The following is an 18,521-nucleotide window of genomic DNA, read 5'->3' on the forward strand; positions in this document are numbered from 1 at the left end:
TTATTTAAATTATACATTGTGTTGAGATTCTATTCTGAATGGTAAAGGGGATTTAGTACAAATCCTGAAAAGAAGGAGTGAGCAGAAATGGCAGCATCCAATATTATTGTCGTGGGCGGCGGTCTGGCAGGTCTAATGGCTACGATCAAGGCGGCAGAGGCGGGAGTCCACGTTCATTTATTTTCTTTGGTTCCGGTCAAAAGATCCCACTCCGTTTGTGCGCAAGGTGGCATTAACGGTGCGGTAAATACCAAAGGTGAGGGAGACTCACCCTGGATTCACTTTGACGATTCAGTCTACGGCGGTGACTTTCTGGCAAACCAGCCGCCGGTAAAAGCGATGTGCGAAGCGGCTCCGGGAATCATCCATCTCATGGACCGTATGGGTGTTATGTTCAATCGGACACCAGAAGGACTGCTGGATTTCCGCCGTTTTGGCGGTACCCAGCATCATCGCACAGCCTTTGCTGGTGCGACGACAGGACAGCAGCTCCTGTATGCTCTCGATGAGCAGGTACGACGCTGGGAATCTGCTGGTTTGGTGACCAAGTACGAAAACTGGGAGTTTTTACAGGCTGTACTGGATGATGAAGGCATCTGTCGAGGGATTTGTGGGCAAGATTTGCGTACGATGGAAGTGAAGACTTTTGCAGCGGATGCCGTTATTCTGGCATCTGGTGGTCCCGGGATTATTTTCGGTAAAACCACAAATTCCGTCATTAATACCGGCACGGCTGCCGGTGCAGTGTATCAGCAAGGCGTTCGCTATGCGAACGGTGAGTTTATACAGATTCATCCAACGGCTATACCTGGTGACGACAAGCTGCGTCTCATGTCCGAGTCGGCACGGGGAGAGGGCGGTCGCATTTGGACGTATAAAGACGGAAAGCCATGGTATTTCCTTGAAGAAAAATATCCGGCTTATGGAAATCTGGTCCCTCGCGACATTGCGACACGTGAAATATTCAGCGTATGCGTTGATGATGGACTGGGTATTAACGGCGAGAACATGGTCTATCTGGATCTGTCTCACAAGGACCCGAAAGAGCTGGATGTAAAGCTGGGCGGCATTATTGAGATTTATGAAAAATTTGTCGGCGACGATCCGCGTAAAATCCCAATGAAAATATTCCCGGCTGTTCACTATTCAATGGGCGGCATGTGGGTCGATTACAACCAAATGACAAATATACCGGGTCTGTTCGCAGCTGGTGAATGTGAGTTCCAGTATCACGGAGCGAACCGCTTGGGTGCAAACTCACTGCTGTCGGCCATTTATGGCGGGATGGTGGCTGGACCAAAGGCTGTGGAATATATCAAGGGCTTGAAAAAGTCTGCACAGGATGTAGCTTCTTCGGTATTTGATGCCGCAGTCAATCAGCAGACGGAGAAGTATGAGCGTATTTTGCATATGGACGGAAAAGAAAATGCCTATGTTCTTCACAAAGAGCTGGGTGAGTGGATGACGAACAATATGACCGTGGTTCGTTATAATGACAAGCTGGAAGCTACGATTCACAAGATCAAGGAGCTGAAGGAACGTTACTCGAACATTAACATTAATGACGCTTCGCGCTGGAATAATGCGGGTGCGGCGTTTACACGGCAGTTGTGGAATATGATGGAACTGGCTGAAGCGATGACCAAAGGGGCGCTACTGCGCAACGAAAGCCGCGGGGCCCATTACAAGCCGGACTTCCCGGATCGCAACGATGAAGATTATCTGAAAACGACGATTGCAGATTGGACACCGGAAGGACCACAAATTTCGTATGAAGAGGTCGACGTTTCACTGATCAAGCCGCGTGTTCGAGATTATTCCAAGAGCAAGTAACAGAAGGGAGTGTATTTAGATGTCGGAGCAAGCAGTGAAGTCGAATAAAACAGTGAAGTTCGTGGTTACTCGTCAGGATGAGCCTAATGCTAGTTCCTATACGGAAGAATTTGAATTGGCCTACAGACCGGGAATGAACGTGATCAGCGCGCTGATGGAAATTCAGCGTAACCCGGTAGACAGCCAAGGTAAAGAGACGGCTCCGGTGTGCTGGGAGTCAAACTGCCTGGAGGAAGTATGTGGAGCTTGTTCTATGGTGATTAACGGCAAGCCACGTCAGGCGTGCGCAGCGCTCGTCGATAAGCTGGAGCAGCCGATTACGATTGCGCCCATGAGTACATTCCCGGTAGTACGGGATTTGGTCATTGACCGCAGCCGGATGTTTAACGCGCTCAAGAAGGTCAAAGCGTGGATTCCGATTGACGGTACCTACGATCTGGGACCGGGTCCTAGAATGGCAGAGAAAAAGCGTCAGTGGGCATATGAGCTGTCCAAGTGCATGACCTGTGGTGTCTGTCTGGAAGCATGCCCGAACGTCAATGAGAAGACGACGTTCATCGGTCCTGCGGCGATATCTCAGGTTCGCCTGTTTAACAGCCATCCGACAGGGGAAATGAATCAGGAAGAGCGCCTGGATGCATTGATGACGGACGACGGGCTAGAAGGCTGTGGTAATTCGCAAAACTGCGTACGCTCTTGCCCGAAAGGCATTCCGTTGACAACTTCTATTGCCGAAATGAACAAGCAAACGACTAAGCATATGTTTAAGCGCTGGCTGACTGTGTAGCAGAGTCAGCCCATAGGTTGTACTCAAACAGGCTTCTTCCCAACCGGAGAAAGCCTGTTTTTTTGCGCTCAGGAATGATGGAGGGTAACATGGAGGAAGGAGCGAGGGACAGCACTTATGGTATAATTATAATATTGTGTATCGTTTTGGAGAAAAGGAGGCTGGACAGGTGACTGTGCAACCGATAACGAATCGACCTGTCACGAGGTCGGATGTAATGAAAGGATTAAAGGAGCTGGGAGTTCAGAGCGGCATGACATTGCTTGTTCACTCGTCGATGCGCAGCTTTGGGCGCTTTGTTCCAGGCGGGGCCTCCACCATTCTTGCCGCATTAACCGAAGCGATTGGCCGGGAAGGGACGCTGGTGATGCCAACACAGTCACACGACTTGACAGATCCGTCCACCTGGATGAACCCGCCTCTGGATGAGTCATGGTGGGAACTGGTACGTGAGGAAATGCCTGCTTATGATCCGGCCTGGACGTTGACCGGAGGGATGGGCGTCATTGTAGAAACGTTCCGTGGCCTGCCGGGAACAGTGCGCAGCGGACATCCGCACGTTTCTCTGGCGGCATGTGGACCTGCTGCTATAGGCTTGCTGGAAGCGCATGAGCTTGATTTTGGGCTGGGTGAGCATTCGCCCTTGGCGAAGCTGTATGAGGCAGATGCCTATGTACTGCTGCTGGGCTGCGGACATGACAGCAACACCTCCTTACATTTGGCAGAATATCGAACAGCCTACAATGGACGTGAAGTTGTCACGCATCAAGCCCCTATGATGGTGGATGGGACCAAAACGTGGGTGTCTTTTCAGGATTATAATATTACCTCGGATGATTTTGAGCAGCTGGGACTTGATTTTGAACGGGAATGTCCCACATCCTTTATGCGGGTGAACATTGGAGAGGCTTCATGTTTTTTCGCAAGGCAACGGGATTTAGTTGACTATGCAGAGCAGTGGTTGTCCACTCATCGCTAAAGCTTCTGAACAGTAGGGGATTCTGAGAAAATGAGATAGAGGAATAGATCGCAAGGGGGAACGCATATGGAAAAGACGCCGCAAATCCGCCGCGAGAGTCAGGATGGCCCACATCAGGAGGCCGCTATCCCTCCCGGTTCTTCGCGGCGTTCCTTATCAAATGAGCCAGCCAATCCTTCCCGCCGCCGTTTTTTGAAAAAGGCGGCTTTAGCCACAGCAGGAACTGCACTATTGGCTGGAGGATATGCCTCCTTATGGGAGCCTAATCATTTGGAGATTACACGCTTCAACTTGTCTCTCCCTCGTCTTCCGTCTGCATTTGACGGAATTAGGGTGGTGCATTTCAGCGATGTGCACTTGGGGTTTCACATGGATGAGCAAGATCTGAGCGAGCTTGCGGACCGAATAGCAGGTCTGGAGCCGGATTTGCTCTGTTTTACAGGCGATATTGTAGATGATTATTCCGTATCGATGAAGGCTGCTGTTCCAGTTATGGCTTCCATGCACGCTACCCTTGGTAAGTTTGCTATTCTGGGCAATCATGATTATAGAGGCTTACCCGCCGGCGTTCAGGAGCTATATCCAAAAACCGGATTTACACTGCTGAGAAATGAGCATGCGGTTGTAGAGCGCGCGGGACAACGTGTGGCCATTGTCGGCTTGGAGGATAACATCATGGGCAAGCCCAATCCGCAGCGTGCAATCCACGGACTGCCTGATGGGATGTGCAAGCTGCTACTGATGCATGAGCCGGACTATGCAGATGTGGCGGCACAAATGTCCTTTGATCTTCAATTGTCAGGACATACACATGGGGGACAGGTACGTTTGCCTGTCATTGGAGCACCGATGCCGCCCCCTGGTGGACGCAAGTACATTCAGGGATTATTTCATGTGGGAACGGATAGAATGCCACTGTATGTCAGCCGAGGCATTGGTATGACACATTTGCCAATACGGGTAATGTGCAGACCGGAGCTTAGTGTTATTACGTTAAAATCTGGAAAATAGGTCATAATCTTTTTTTCATCTTCATCATATATGTTGGAACTACATAATGTTGGCTTGAATGTAGTGTAGAGATGTAGCCGTTTCGGACAAAGGAGTGAGATTCAGATGGATCGTATTGCTGTCATTTCAGATATTCATGGCAATTGGCCTGCTTGTGAGGCGGTGCTGGAGGATATTGCTTCCCGAGGCATTAGCCGTGTGTTTTGTTTGGGGGATCTGATCGGCAAAGGGCCTAGCCCGTGCGAGGTTCTGGATGCTATCCGTCAACATTGTGAAGTCGTCGTTCGGGGCAATTGGGATGAGCTGGTTAGCATAACGGATGATCTCAATTTTAGCTGGCAAGCCGAACGTTTGGGTGCAGAGCGAGTGCAGTATTTGGCGCAGTTGCCGTTTCATTATGATTTCAGAATGAGCGGACGTCGTATCCGCTTGGTGCATGCCTCGCCGCAAAGTGTGTATCACCGCGTACAGCCATGGGATGAGCCAGCCAAAAGGCTTGCCATGTTCGATCCGCTAGCTGAAGAAAGTGGAAAAGTACCTTTTGCTCCAGAGGTTGTGGGATATGGGGATGTGCATAATGCCTTTATCCAGCATTTTCAGGGAAAAACACTTTTTAACGTTGGGAGTGTCGGGAATCCGTTGGATATTACCCAGGCTTCCTACTGCATTTTAGAGGGGCGATGGGGAGAGGAGCAGCTCACGCCTTTTTCCATTCATTTTGTACGCGTACCCTATGATATAGAATTGGCAGTAAAACAAGCAGAGGAGGCAGATGTGCCTTCTTTGGCATATTATATTCGAGAGCTGCGTACCGGAATTTACCGGGGAATTCAGGACCTGGTTTAAGTATGGAAATATGCATGGCTAAAAGCAGAATCCATCCGCAGGAGGGAACATTGTGCTGACCAGAGAAATGCTTCGTCTCGGATTGCCGGAGCTTTACACTCGCCGAGTCCGATTGCGCCAGCTAAAAGCGGAGGATTATCCTGCGCTGGAGCGGATCTTATCCGATCCATTGGTAATCCAATATGTGAATCGAATTCGCAAGCCAGTCTATGCAAGAATGAGACGCCTGGTTGCGCAAATTAAAATATCAGCTGACTCACTGGATTCCCTGCATTTTGCGGTGGAATGTCATCGGAGAATTACAGGAGAGAGCAATCTGCATGATGAATTCAACGAACGGTCCTCCTCATCGTTGCTCGGTATTGTTTCTTTTCAGCAATGGAATGAAAGAACGGGTGAGGCACAACTGGGCTATATTCTGGATCGGCCTTTTTGGGGACAGGGACTGGCTACAGAAGTCGTAGGAGAAATGCTGAAATTTGGTTTCGAGTCTTTGAAGCTCAAGCGGATCGAAAGCCGTTGCCAAGAGAATAACCAGGCTTCTATGCGTGTGCTTATGAAAAATAAGATGCGCCTGCTGCGCACCATTGGTGCCTATGATCCCTCAGGAGAGGTGCCGAGTGTATTGGTATTTTCGCTGACCCAAGGGGATTATGCGTAGAAATAACATTGGAATATTTTGTTACAAAGATGAAATATAACTGCAAAACAACTCTAACACAGGACGGGTACAATACAGACATGACCCCCTTTTGAATAATATATGTTGCTGGGACCCGATCATTCGGGTCCTCTTTTTTTTGTTATCCTATAGTTAGAACCAATCAGGAAAGAAGGGCTAACTCACGATTCCGCCTCATTTGGGTAAGGGAAGGGATCGTTACATCTAGATACAATCCATTTATGTCATATTCAAAATATCATGCTACTAGGTGTATAGAGTCTAGGTCTCGGGATGAACACAACGCCACTGGCCCATGTCGCCCTTGGTGCTGTATCGGCTGAAGAGGCAGGAACGGGTTTAGGCTTGTTTACGACCTTTATGTACTTGGCTAATTCGTTGGGTGTCGCTTTGATCGGTATCTTGTTCTTATCCTCGCTCAATCACACGCTTTCAGATGCTAATCTGTCCGATTATATCAGGGCATTCATTATTTCTGTGGCGGTGAGTGGCCTTCTTGCCTTGGCTGCGCTCATTTGTATTTCATTTTGTTACAAAAATGAAATATAACTGCAAAACTACTTTAATATAGACTGGGTACAACATAGATATGACCCCCTTTGAATCATATAAATTGCTGGGACCCGAAGCTTCGGGTCCTCTTTTTTTTATAATCCATAGGTACGGTTCAGGCTGGTTACCAGCTCTGGAAGCCATTCATTTAGGGAGAGAAAGGAGTATCCCTCTGACTGGGCTTTGGACGTATCCATGTACCACGATTGTGTAATACCGAATGGAGACATGTGCTCGTTATTGGCTGTAGTGGAGTCACATGTCTTGAGGGGGCAGATGAGTTTGAGCCGGAGGGGCTCATCCAAAACGAATGTTATGAAATGATCCATCAAATGATGGAACGCCATGAGGAAGCGCATCAAGGTAATTGGCAGGAATTTATGCGTCATAGCGCTCAGGATTGGCGCCAATATCCGCAATTGACACGTAATGAGTTAAGCTGCATTACGTGCCCTGCATTACTTATTGCTGGTGAACATGACGACTTTGCCACAGAAGAGCAGCTTCAGGAATTATGCTTATGGGTCCAAGATTCACGTTATCTAGTTGCTCCGGGTTGTATCATCGACCCCACATGCTTAGAGAACAGCCCATTTTAATCAATGATTCTATTCTTCAATTTTTGAATAAACATGCTATTGGTTGATCAAAATTATTCCCCTAGAAGCTTCAAAAAATTGGCTGGCACCGTAATTTGCTGTTTATTAATCATAATCTTTCGAAGCTCTTCCATAGAGTCTTCTTCACCTCTGGCATCTTTAATCTCCTTGATTTCACGATGCAGACGTTCCATTTGCAGATCCAGCGCATTAGCGGAATCCGCCGCGTTCTTTAATTCACGTGTCAGACTCTCGGGAACAGACTGGTTGTATTTATAAAAGATTTTATGCTCCAGGCTTGCCCAAAAATCCATCGCAATGGTTCGAATCTGCACCTCTACGCAGACTAGTTCCTCACAGTCCGACATGAATACAGGAACTTGAACCAGCAAATGCAGACTCTGATAACCGTTCGGCTTGGGATTCTTGATGTAATCCTTGATTTCCAGCACCTTGAGGTCACTCTGTCTCTGAAGCATGTTACTGACATCATAAATGTCAGAAATAAAAGAACAAGTAATACGTAAGCCCGCGATATCCTTGATAGAATCTTTGATAGCATCCAGCGATAACTCACTATTTTTACGAAGCATTTTGTTCATGATACTCTCAGGAGATTTAAGGCGTGATTTGGTATGCTCAATAGGGCTGTAATCGTGCAATGCTTGAAATTCCTGCTTTAATATTTCAATCTTGGTTTCCATTTCGTCGAGTGCAAACTTATAGATGAGCATAAATCGCGTGATATCATGCTTTAGCTTTTTGAGCTTGTCCATAGGATCTTCCAATTGCATATGTAATTCTCCTCACACAAAGATGTTGTTTATTTAAAATAATGGAGTTGTACGGTTTAAGGCGATTGGTAGCAGAGCGAGGATTTGAATCTGGAGAAGCGTAGTGTTCGCCTTTGCAATGGGATTGTTACCCCATATAAGGATTTCTCAAGAATCCCATTGCAACAGCGATTCCCACCCTTAATACATTTTAAAGCGCCACAGGAATTTTACGTTTTTCTTTAAAATAAACCCATTCCCGGAAGCCGATATCCTTCAGCATCGCTTTTACGTCTTCCCAATCGTCGCCTACCCGTGAAGGCTTATGGGCATCCGAACCAAAAGTGACCTCCACACCAAAATGGTGCGCTCTTTCTAAAATAGAAGCAGAGGGATACCATCCGCCACTCAGCTTGGTTTTACCTGAAGTATTAATTTCAATCGCTACATTGGATTCCGCAATCACTCGCAAGGTTTCGTCAATGGCTTCATCGGCAGGAATGTCTGAAAAGGCAGGGAAATTCCCCTTCATTGCGTCAATATGACCTAAAATCTGAAACATGCCGCTTCGCGCAGATTGCTGAATGAGCGCATAGTAGGCTTGTTTGACCTCGACTTTACGAGCGTCACTTAATTTTTTCCAACGGTTGCGGTTAAAAATGCTATCCCCTTCGACATTGTGAATCGACCCGATAAGGTAATCAAATGGATAAGGAGCCAAAGTAGAACGATACAATTCAGCAAAATCAGGGAAATAATCCGTTTCCAATCCAAGGAGCACGTCAATACGGCCCTCGTATTCCTGCTTAAGCTCCTGTACTTCTTTTACATATTCAGCAAGCTGTGACTTAGCCATATAAATTTTAGGAAAAGCCTGATCCTTTTCGCTACATAGGAAGGGGGAATGGTCGGAAATACCAATAGCTTGTAAGCCTGATTGAATACCTGCTTCGATGTAATCCCGAATGTTGCCGTCTGCATGACCGCAGCGGAAATGATGGGTGTGCAGATCAAATTTCATGGACTGTCTTCCTTTCGTAACCAAGGTTTATATTGTGTATGTTGTTCATAGCGAATTACGTTATTCAGAATTGGTGAAATTCGTCTCCGGCATCCCCTTCAGATCGCTCAAAAATTGCTGCATTGCTGAGTTTAGATAACGGCCGGACTTATAAATCACCCCTACCGGATGACTAACTTCCAGCTCGGGAATATGGATCATTTTTAATGTGCCTGTACGCAGTTCAGAAGTGACTGACAGTCTGGAAATTATGGCAGCTCCGAGATTGATTTCGACCATCCGTTTGACTTCCTCACTGCTGGACAACTCGATCACGACATGGGGCACAATTTGGTGCTTTTTAAAAACATCGTCCACGAATTTCCGTCCTACCGTATCGGGAGAGAGCAGAATGAGCGGAATTTCCCGAAGGGCTTCAATAGTAGCGTGTGGTTGCGAGGCCAGCGGATGTGTAGGAGACACGACAAGCTCAAAAGAATCATAATACAGGACTGAAGTGCTTAGATTGGGATTACGTTCGATCAGATAACCGATACCAACATCAATAAGTCCGTTCTCCACCTGCTGATAGATCATCGAGGAGGCCATGGATTGAATGGAGGTTTTGATGAGAGGGAACTGATCCTGAAAGTAGGAGAGCACACGCGGTAAAATTTGAATGGCGATGGATGTTGTGGTACCCAGCGCAATGTGACCCTGCGGTGTTTCGTTCAAGTCATACAATCTCTGTCTTAATTCCTCAACAACCTCCAATATGCGCTCGGCGTGTTCCAAAAAAACAACTCCCCGGTCGGTCAGGGTGACGGGCTGGTTGCGGTCAATCAGAATGGTTTTGAACTCATCCTCTAGACTTTTGATTTGGGCGGACACCGCCGGCTGCGTCAAATTGAGAAGTTCTCCGGCTTTACGGAAGCTCATCGTTTTGGAAATCATGATAAGTGTTTCAAGTTGACTGATGTTCATGAAGTTCCTCCTCTCTTTTCTTTAGCTTGTCGCAGCTGTATAAACTGAGTTTAGCCAATCTACTTGTTTATATGTAAAACCATCGTTATGCTTTATTTCATTAGATTATAGGTTATTCGAGCAGGAAGGGCAATGAATCGAAGCAGTACACCGTAAAGTGTGGTATATTGGGAAATAAAGACTAAAGTCCTGATATACTTTAAAAATAACCAGTCTAGATTCGGCTTATAGTAAAGATATAGGACATTATTCACATTTTTTGTGCTTTAGCTATAAAAAATTGCCGGACTGCTGTCGATAAGTGATAGAGAGAGTATTTTATTGCAGGTTGAGTCGTTATCCAGCATTATTTAAATAAAAATTCAAATTTAAATGGGACTTTTGTTGTGTGTCTAAAAGCCCATCGTAAAGGGGCGCAATGATCGTGAAGGCAGAAGTGATAAATCCTTTTTTGGAGTCGGCGAGACGGGTCATTGAACAATTGATCCAAGTATCTCCTTTACCCGGAAATCTCGGTGTGAAAAATGTCGAGTTGGTGGACGACCATATTTGGATTATGATCGGGATGACCGGACAGCTTAGCGGAAATATTGTGTTCGGCCTGAATGAACAGGTGGCGCTACGTATGGTATCGGCGATGATGGGCGGATTTGTGTTGACTGAAATTGATGAGATGGGAAAAAGCGCAATTTCGGAATTGGGCAATATGATTAGTGGCAATGCCAGTACAATTTTGTCCAGTCAGGGAATTGTCGTGGATATCACCCCTCCGCAGGTCATGAAATCAGAAAACTTGACCACTTTTGTGCCCCAGCGCGCCCTTTGTATTCCGCTTTCGGTGGAAGGAATCGGTGAGCTGGATATTCAGGTGATGATCTCTTAATATTAAAGGAGTAAGTTTCTTTAATTGTGGAGGGATGACCATGAGTACATTGCAGGATAAGGTAATTGTGATTACAGGTGCATCCAGTGGGATTGGCGCCCTTTGCGCTCAGTTGTTGAGCGCAAAGGGCGCGATTCCTATTTTAACAGCACGCTCGCAGGAGCGATTGAAGCAAGTATCTGCGGGAATCAGCGGCAGGCATGAGCTGATCCCATTGGACGTTACCTGCCAGGAGCAGGTAGAGGCTGTTGCTGCACGGGTATTGGAAGAATACGGACGGGTTGATATATTGCTCAACAATGCAGGTTACGGAAAGTTTGAGTATTTTAATGAAACCGACCTGACAGAGTTTGAACAAATGATGGACGTGAACTATATGGGGGTTGTTCGCTGCATCAAGGCGTTTCTGCCGCAAATGACAGAGCGGAACGATGGGCAGATTGTGAATGTAGCATCGATGGCCGGTAAAATCGGGACAGCCAAATCGGCTTCTTATACGGCCACAAAGCATGCGTTGCTCGGTTTCAGCAATGCGCTCCGGCAAGAACTGCGCGGAAGTGGAGTGACCGTAACGACGATTAACCCCGGGCCGATTGATACACCGTTTTTTGAGCTGGCAGATCCTTCAGGGGGTTATGTGCGGAATGTTGGCTGGTTTATGCTAAAACCTGATAAGGTAGCACAGCATATCGTAAGGGCGATGGAGCTCCGCAAGGAGGAGGTTAATCTGCCACAGTGGGTATCTCCTTTTCTCAAGCTGTATCAATTAGCTCCCAGACTGATCGACAGGCTGGGGCATGGTGTGATGAATAAGAAATAATAGATGTCCCGTAGCCATTAGGTGTGGTGAGGGACATCTTTTATTTTTGTGATTTGGTAACAGGGCTATTTTCGCATATAATGGAGAGTAACGAATTTACGTATAGGGGTTGGACCTTTTCATGACATTGAATTTTGAAGCGCTTGGCGTTGAACAAGATCTGTTAGACAAACTGACCGAGCATGAAATTACACAGCCTTCGCCAGTTCAGGCAGAGGCTATACCGGAAATAATGAAGGGAAAGCATGTATTGGCGCGCTCACAAACCGGTACAGGAAAAACACTGGCTTATTTGCTACCGCTGCTACAAGCCATTGACCCACAGAAAAAGGCTACGCAAAAGCTGATACTGGCTCCAAGCCAGGAATTGGCCATGCAAATTGTACGTGAGGGTCAGCGCTACGGAGAGCATCGTGGAATCCGTGTACTAGGTCTGATTGGTGGGGCGGCAATCAAGCGACAAATCGAAAAGCTAAAGGATCATCCACAGCTTGTGGTAGGCACACCAGGACGTGTACGGGAACTCATCGCTTCGAAAAAGCTGAAGATGCACAATATTACAACTATTGTCATTGATGAGGTGGATCAGATGTTCCAGCTCGGCGGAGCCGGCGATGTGACCCATATACTGGGCTCTGCCCAGCGTGATCGTCAATTGGTATTCCTGTCCGCAACGCTGAATAATGAAATTCAGTCATTGGCACAACGGGAGATGCCTGATTACGTAGAAATCGGGATTGATCCTGACCAGAAGACGGCCAGTGGACTGGAACATTACTACTTTGTATCCGAAGAACGGGATAAGGTGGATATGCTGCGCCGTCTGGTACGGCATTTTAATCCGAGAAAAGCGCTGGTGTTCGTAAATACGACCAATGCCATCGGGGAAATTGAAGCCAAGCTCAAGCACATGGGCCTAACTACGGCATCCTTGTATGGAGATGCAGATAAAGTCACGCGCAGCAACGTGTTGGCTCGGTTCCGCGAGGACAAGCTCAAAGTGCTGGTCGCTTCGGATGTGGCAGCCCGTGGTCTGGATATTGAGGGGCTTGAAATGGTCATTCATTTTGACCCGGCTACGGATAGTCAAGCTTATGTTCACCGCGCAGGGCGGACAGGACGTATGGGACGCAAAGGACTGGTGGTGTCGGTGGTGACCGACCGCGAAACGTTCATCATGCGTAAGTTTTCCCGTGAGCTGGGAATCGATATTGCAGAGCGTGCGTTGTACGGAGGTCGAGTTGTAGTGCCGCGCCCGGCGGATGCCAAGCGTGCCCCTGTAAGGCCATCTGAGACTAGATCCATTTCCAATGGAACGGTGACGGAAAACCGCAAGACACCTGTTCGGACTGAAGCAGGGCGTCCAGGCAGGAATTCCGTGAACGGTTCAGCTCCAGGCAAGAGCAAAGGAGCAGCCTTATCCAAAGCAGGAAAGGCACAGCGCGAGCGTGATCGTAAAAACAAGGGTGCGCCAAGATGGCTGAAGGAAAAAGGATCAAAACCGAACGAGTAAGGGAGAAGAGGGGAAGCCATGGAACAACAGCCTGTGTTGCAAATTAACGGACTGACCGGTGGATACAGCGCCAAACGCCCGGTGCTGCATCAGATTTCGCTCGATGTGAAGCCGGGCGAAATGGTGGGACTGATCGGTCTGAACGGGGCCGGGAAAAGCACGACCATGAAGCATATTTTGGGACTGATGACACCGCAGGCCGGAGAAATTCGCGTACAGGGGCATAAGCAGGATGAGAATCCCGAAGCGTATCAGGGAGCTATTGCTTTTGTACCTGAAGCTCCAGAGCTGTATCCTGAAATGACAGTGATGGAGCATATGGAGTTTACGGCTAGAGCATACGGAGTCAGCGAAGCAGATTTCCGGACGCGCAGCGATCAAATGCTGGACTTGTTCCGTATGCGGGATAAAAGCGGAAGTATGTCGATGCATCTCTCCAAAGGGATGCGCCAGAAAGTGATGATTATGTGTGCATTTTTAGCGGGGCCGCCGTTGTATGTCATAGATGAGCCTTTTTTGGGTTTGGACCCGCTCGGCATTCGTTCCCTGCTTGACTTTATGTTGGAGATGAAGCGTTCGGGTTCGTCTATTTTGCTCAGTTCTCATATTTTGTCCACGATTGAAAATTATTGCGATCGTTTCATTGTGCTTCATCAGGGTGCCATCATCGCTCAGGGGACGCTGGACGAAGTGACAGCACAGGCGGGTAAGCCGGGCATGCCGCTGGAAGATGCATTTTATGAGCTGGTACAGGGCAGGGAATGAGCATGGATTTGCAACGTTTGCATAAAGAAAGACGTCTAGCGTTTTGGGGACAGGTGCTGCCTTATCTGGGCTATGTCATTCAGAGCGGCCTTGCAGTGGTCTTCGGCTTTGCGCTGATTGCCTTTGCCGCATGGTACACGTCCTTGCTGATGCATATTCCGCCGGATTTGCCCATCCGCTGGATCATGCTTATTGTAGCTATTCCAATTGCGCATGCGAGCTTTCGAACGTATTTGAATGAGGCAGATATTGTCTTCCTTCGTCCCCAGGAGCACGCGATGCCCCAGTATTTCAAGGCCAGCCGGATTCGAGGCGTGGTATATAAAATATTCGGTTTGCTGCTGCTGTCCATTATTTTGTGGCCGCTGTATATCCGCAGTGATGCTGCGCCTAAGCCGCTGCTATTGACTCTGCTGCTGTTCGTGCTGCTGAAGCTGCTATTTAGCTACGGCGGCTGGCAGGAGCTTCGCATGGTATCGGTTGGCGGGAGCGTAGGCTATCGTCTCCTGCGGTGGGTTCTGGCTGTGCTGATGATAGCCGCATGGCTATGGCAGCCTCCGCTACACAGCTTGCCATTTATCGTGTTGGTTGGCGTGGTGTACGTGCTTGTTCTGCGTTTACCGGTCAAGCTGCTAGTGGCTTGGGAAAAACTGATCCGCACAGAGGGCATGCAGGCTGCTCGCGTGATGCGTACGTTGGGCTGGTTTGTCGATGTGCCTGCCCTTACGCAGAGAGTGACGCCGCGCCGCTGGCTGTCCTGGCTGGGTGGTAACATACCTTGGAACAGAAGGGGAGCGTATCGTTACCTGCTGTTTAAGACGTTCTTGCGTACAGAGCCAGCAGGCATTGTCATTCGGTTAGGTATTCTGGGTCTGTTAATTATATATATCACCCATGCTAGCTGGATTGGTATTGCCGTATATTTATTTTTTATATTCCTCATAGGTGTTCAGATCACTTCTTTAAGACAGTATCACAGGGATTCGTTGTGGCTTCAGTTATATCCGATTCCTGCGCATAGTCGCCGTGCGTCTTTTCTTGACTTTGTTGTTCGGTTGACGTTGCCGGCTGCGGTGGTGCTGTGGCTTCCTTTTCTGGCAAAAGGAACGGAGGATCTACTGTCTACAGTGCTTATATTGGTTGGGGGAGTCCTTGTTGTGTTCCTGCTCCGTGGTACTCAAGCCAAAAAATGGCGTTTGGATGGACAGGATGAGGAAGAAGTGTGACCCATATCTGTGTGAATAAAGTAAAGGCTAATTCGCAAGCAGCAAAAGCTGAGCTGCCTGCGGATTAGCCTTTTTTGTACGTTCGCTGCTATGGTAGTCGTGGGTGCAGATATCCGTCTGCTTAAACGAAGATCGTTTTGCTGATGATAACTAATAAAATGAACAGTACCAAAATTGTTCCTGTGCTTGTGAATGCGCCATAACCACCATAACCGCCTCTTGTTTCTTCTGCTCCCATGCTCATTCTCCTCTCGGTCATTGTGATAAAGGATACATCGTATCTTATGAATTGGGTTTTTGGATTGCGTGGGCCAATGTTCTGGTGTGTTGCCGAATCGCCCTATATTTTTCATCAGATGCAGGAGATGAGAGAGGAAAAGGTACGTATTATCGAGAATAGAAGAAGTATGTAATCATTATCACTTGGAAAGTGGGAAAGACGAGATGCTGGTAGATAAGCTGCTCGTGAACATATTTCTTGTGTTTGTACCGTTACTCGTATATAGCGCTTTGTCGGATCATCGGCATAGGAAGCATACCCCGCTGCTTATGGGAGGGGTGCTGGGTGTTTCTTCTGTGCTTTGCCTTATGTTTTCGTACATTTGGTACGGATTATATTGGGATCTTCGCTATGTTCCTTTGATCCTTTCTGTTTTATATTTTGGTCCTACGGCAGGTCTAATGAATGTGACGCTAATGGTAATGGCTCGCATGTATGTAGGCCCTGAGTCTATGGTGGTGGGGCTTCCGAGCATGATGTTGTGTTATTTGGGACCTCTCTTGGTAAGAAACAAATTTATGCAGCTCAAAAGCATGTTGTTTCGAGTGGGCATGAATATGGTAATGAGTATATGGATTACTGGGGTCATGCTGATTTTTCTTTTAATACATTCTTGGATCAATGGCAGACTGGATGAGGATGAGATTGAGCTGATCCGTTCAATACTCTGGTTCGGTGTGATTCAATTCCTAAGTATTGGAGCTTCTTCTTTCTGGATGGAGTTTAGTTTGGAGCGAGAAGAAATGAGAAGAAAAATTAAATATGCCGAGCGTCTGAATACGTTGGGTGAACTGGCAGCCTCTATGGCCCATGAAGTACGGAATCCTTTAACCGTCGTAAAAGGGTTCCTGCAAATGGTCCAGTCAGGATTAGAAGGGAAAAATCGCAGATATGTTGCTTTGGCACTGGCAGAAGTGGATCGGGCTGAAAGAATTATTAGCGATTATCTGAACTTATCCAGACCGCAGATTGGAAACACAGAACGGATGGATCTGTCTGGCATGGTTCAACAGATCGTTTTGCTTCTGAAGCCAATGGCGACCAAGCAAGGCGTAAGGCTGTATACAGAGCTAAGGAATGAAATTTACATACATACAGATCGTAACCAGCTGCTACAGGCGTTAATACATGTGACGAAAAATGCGATTGAAGCTGCGGAAGATGGAGGCAGGGTATACATAAAGCTGACGGTTCAGGAAGAGCAGGCATGTCTAAGTATTAGGGATACTGGAAAAGGCATGAGCCAGGAGCATCTTGAACGAGTGGGTACATTGTTTTTTTCAACCAAAGAGGTAGGAACAGGACTGGGAACGGTCGTTTCCTTTCGAATTATTGAAGCCATGAACGGGAGTATACGCTATGAAAGTGAGCCCGGAGTCGGAACGGAGGTCGTCATCCTCCTACCACTGGCACAGGAATCTCTGCTCGCTGCGGAAGGATAATTGTGCGGACGTGTGATGGACAATAGTCAGCCAATCAAAAGCGGTATGCCCTAATATCTGGCATACCGCTAGTTATGCTATATATTTAACCTGATACAGACAGATTAGGCGTTTAACAAATCTTGTGCGCCACGATAAACAATGTCATATAGGTCTTCCAGATACTCTTCTTCGATACATGAGAACGCAATACGGAGATCGTATTCACCCAATGCAATCGTGCCTACCCCATATTGCTCCAGCAAATGAGTGCGCAGTCGTTCAGCAGACAAGCCGTTCAGCTTGAGACACATAAAATAGCCTGAATTGAAAGGATAGTAGCTCCATACATCCCCGTATTTTCCGCTATCGAGCAACGCTTTGACTTTATTAGCCCGCCCCTTCATAATTTGGAACTTTTCATTCTTCTGTTGCTCAAAATCGGGTGATTTGAGGGCATCCAGTACGAAGGTTTGAGACGGGTGAGGCCCGCTCGAAATCGTTGCCCGGATAATCCCTAGTGTTTTTTGTTCCAGCGCACTCAGTACATCCTGATGCTCTGAAGCAAAGGTAATAAATCCGACACGGAAGCCCCAAACGAATTCTTCTTTGGTAGCTCCGTCAATTTTGACTGGTAAAATTCTCGGATGAAGTCCGGCTAGCTGACCGAATAATGATTCATGCAGGGAGTCCTCGAAGAACAGGCCAAAATAAGCGTCATCTGTCACAACTACGACATTGATGCCTGCTTCCGCCGCTTCCTGAATGGCAGCGACAATAGCTTTACCCTCTTCAATGCCCGGTGTATAGCCTGTCGGGTTGTTCGGGAAGTTCAGTACAACGATCGCTTTGCCGTATTCTTTCTGCGCTAGTAGCGCCTCGCGTAAACCCTCACTATTAAAACGGTGATCCTCTGTGAACAACGGAAAATTCACCAAACGTCCATGACGGCGAATACCGAAAGTCAGTTCATAGTTCTCCCAGTTTTTATCTGGATAAATGACAGCATCTCCTTCATCCGTAAACAGGTCGGCAACGATGCTCAAACCGTGGGTCAGCGCGTTCGTAACTACAGGAAGGCCGTAGCCTTTTCCAGCCAGCGAAGGATTTTCTTTCAGCATTTTGTCACGCCATACGCTACGAAGTTCAGGTTTGCCCGCAGGGGGAGCGTAAGGATATAAATCCTTAGGACTATAAGCGGACAGCTTCTCCTGAATTACCTCCAAATGCATAGGGCCATTACCTTCAGTAGCAATCCCGATCGTAGCATTATATTTTTTAGCAAGTTTCCCTGCCTCGGCAGATTGACTCAAGATCCCTTCTTTTGGAAAATAAATCTCTTTACCTAAAAGAGAAAGCATTTGATATACATGCTCGTTGCCTGTCTGAATGTTTTGATTTAACTGCGCTGCCAGTGGATTCATTCCCGTTTCATCCTTCCAAGTCATTTTGATTACATATTATAGCATTACACACGGTAAGCGTCACGCACAAGCATTAGGGGGCATAAGAGCGTATTTTTTGCTTAATCGTGGCGCTGCGCTTATATTATAAAATAACGGGATAG

Annotated in this window: 19 protein-coding genes; 14 read left to right on the forward strand and 5 right to left on the reverse strand. The window is 47.4% G+C overall.

The features are described from left to right. Positions 1-87: 87 nt before the first annotated feature. The 8 genes from sdhA (at position 88) to C0638_RS13175 (ending at position 7,289) form a co-directional block, all read left to right on the forward strand. Positions 88-1,833 carry a succinate dehydrogenase flavoprotein subunit gene (sdhA, locus tag C0638_RS13135; protein WP_013372871.1) on the forward strand — a complete coding sequence of 582 codons (1,746 nt, stop codon included), beginning with the start codon at positions 88-90 and terminating at the stop codon, positions 1,831-1,833. 19 nt (positions 1,834-1,852) lie between these two features. Beyond that, the gene (sdhB, locus tag C0638_RS13140; RefSeq protein ID WP_013372870.1) at positions 1,853-2,620 is read left to right on the forward strand and encodes a succinate dehydrogenase iron-sulfur subunit; all 768 of its coding nucleotides are present in this window, start codon (positions 1,853-1,855) and stop codon (positions 2,618-2,620) included. Between the two features lie 169 nt (positions 2,621-2,789). Then, positions 2,790-3,599 (forward strand): AAC(3) family N-acetyltransferase, encoded by an 810-nt coding sequence (locus tag C0638_RS13145; RefSeq protein WP_013372868.1) that lies wholly within the window; start codon positions 2,790-2,792, stop codon positions 3,597-3,599. Between the two features lie 66 nt (positions 3,600-3,665). Then, positions 3,666-4,610: a metallophosphoesterase gene (locus tag C0638_RS13150; RefSeq protein ID WP_058711985.1), complete on the forward strand. Its 945-nt coding sequence runs from the start codon at positions 3,666-3,668 to the stop codon at positions 4,608-4,610. A gap of 105 nt (positions 4,611-4,715) precedes the next feature. Next, positions 4,716-5,456 carry a metallophosphoesterase family protein gene (locus C0638_RS13155; RefSeq protein ID WP_058711986.1) on the forward strand — a complete coding sequence of 247 codons (741 nt, stop codon included), beginning with the start codon at positions 4,716-4,718 and terminating at the stop codon, positions 5,454-5,456. Positions 5,457-5,508: 52 nt separating this feature from the next. Further along, on the forward strand, positions 5,509-6,117 hold the full coding sequence (locus tag C0638_RS13160; protein WP_058711987.1) for a GNAT family N-acetyltransferase: 609 nt from the start codon (positions 5,509-5,511) through the stop codon (positions 6,115-6,117). Between the two features lie 294 nt (positions 6,118-6,411). After that, positions 6,412-6,687 carry an MFS transporter gene (locus tag C0638_RS13165; protein ID WP_058711988.1) on the forward strand — a complete coding sequence of 92 codons (276 nt, stop codon included), beginning with the start codon at positions 6,412-6,414 and terminating at the stop codon, positions 6,685-6,687. 233 nt (positions 6,688-6,920) lie between these two features. Then, the gene (locus C0638_RS13175; RefSeq protein WP_233902202.1) at positions 6,921-7,289 is read left to right on the forward strand and encodes an alpha/beta fold hydrolase; all 369 of its coding nucleotides are present in this window, start codon (positions 6,921-6,923) and stop codon (positions 7,287-7,289) included. 53 nt (positions 7,290-7,342) lie between these two features. On the opposite strand, the gene C0638_RS13180 is transcribed toward C0638_RS13175, so the two are convergent. The 3 genes from C0638_RS13180 to C0638_RS13190 form a co-directional block, all read right to left on the reverse strand. Further along, positions 7,343-8,083, reverse strand: coding sequence for a GTP pyrophosphokinase (locus C0638_RS13180; protein WP_058711989.1), 741 nt, complete (start codon positions 8,081-8,083; stop codon positions 7,343-7,345). 190 nt (positions 8,084-8,273) lie between these two features. Then, positions 8,274-9,083, reverse strand: a complete 810-nt coding sequence (locus C0638_RS13185) for a histidinol-phosphatase (RefSeq protein WP_025674075.1) — start codon at positions 9,081-9,083, stop codon at positions 8,274-8,276. Between the two features lie 60 nt (positions 9,084-9,143). Continuing rightward, positions 9,144-10,046, reverse strand: a complete 903-nt coding sequence (locus C0638_RS13190; RefSeq protein WP_013372859.1) for a LysR family transcriptional regulator — start codon at positions 10,044-10,046, stop codon at positions 9,144-9,146. A gap of 424 nt (positions 10,047-10,470) precedes the next feature. On the opposite strand from C0638_RS13190, the gene C0638_RS13195 reads away from it, so the two are divergent. The 5 genes from C0638_RS13195 to C0638_RS13215 all read left to right on the forward strand — a co-directional run bounded on the left by C0638_RS13195 (position 10,471) and on the right by C0638_RS13215 (position 15,253). Continuing rightward, positions 10,471-10,929: a chemotaxis protein CheX gene (locus C0638_RS13195; RefSeq protein ID WP_025365744.1), complete on the forward strand. Its 459-nt coding sequence runs from the start codon at positions 10,471-10,473 to the stop codon at positions 10,927-10,929. 40 nt (positions 10,930-10,969) lie between these two features. Continuing rightward, positions 10,970-11,749, forward strand: a complete 780-nt coding sequence (locus tag C0638_RS13200; RefSeq protein WP_013372857.1) for an SDR family NAD(P)-dependent oxidoreductase — start codon at positions 10,970-10,972, stop codon at positions 11,747-11,749. Between the two features lie 121 nt (positions 11,750-11,870). Continuing rightward, the gene (locus C0638_RS13205; protein ID WP_040102951.1) at positions 11,871-13,262 is read left to right on the forward strand and encodes a DEAD/DEAH box helicase; all 1,392 of its coding nucleotides are present in this window, start codon (positions 11,871-11,873) and stop codon (positions 13,260-13,262) included. An 18-nt stretch (positions 13,263-13,280) separates the two neighbouring features. Next, positions 13,281-14,027 (forward strand): ABC transporter ATP-binding protein, encoded by a 747-nt coding sequence (locus tag C0638_RS13210; RefSeq protein WP_013372855.1) that lies wholly within the window; start codon positions 13,281-13,283, stop codon positions 14,025-14,027. Between the two features lie 2 nt (positions 14,028-14,029). Continuing rightward, complete coding sequence (locus tag C0638_RS13215) at positions 14,030-15,253, forward strand: ABC transporter permease (RefSeq protein WP_058711990.1); 1,224 nt, start codon at positions 14,030-14,032, stop codon at positions 15,251-15,253. 121 nt (positions 15,254-15,374) lie between these two features. Here C0638_RS13215 and C0638_RS25690 read toward each other — a convergent pair whose 3' ends face one another. Then, a complete protein-coding gene (locus C0638_RS25690; RefSeq protein WP_013372853.1) occupies positions 15,375-15,491 on the reverse strand; it encodes a hypothetical protein in 117 nt (38 codons plus the stop codon). 206 nt (positions 15,492-15,697) lie between these two features. Here C0638_RS25690 and C0638_RS13220 point away from each other — a divergent pair, with 206 nt between their 5' ends. Next, the gene (locus tag C0638_RS13220; RefSeq protein WP_102163542.1) at positions 15,698-16,975 is read left to right on the forward strand and encodes an ATP-binding protein; all 1,278 of its coding nucleotides are present in this window, start codon (positions 15,698-15,700) and stop codon (positions 16,973-16,975) included. Between the two features lie 104 nt (positions 16,976-17,079). Here C0638_RS13220 and C0638_RS13225 read toward each other — a convergent pair whose 3' ends face one another. Further along, positions 17,080-18,378 carry an aminotransferase class I/II-fold pyridoxal phosphate-dependent enzyme gene (locus C0638_RS13225; protein ID WP_025674060.1) on the reverse strand — a complete coding sequence of 433 codons (1,299 nt, stop codon included), beginning with the start codon at positions 18,376-18,378 and terminating at the stop codon, positions 17,080-17,082. Positions 18,379-18,521: the final 143 nt, after the last annotated feature.

The sequence above is a fragment of the Paenibacillus sp. lzh-N1 genome (genome assembly GCF_002872435.1).
Classification (GTDB): domain Bacteria; phylum Bacillota; class Bacilli; order Paenibacillales; family Paenibacillaceae; genus Paenibacillus; species Paenibacillus polymyxa_C.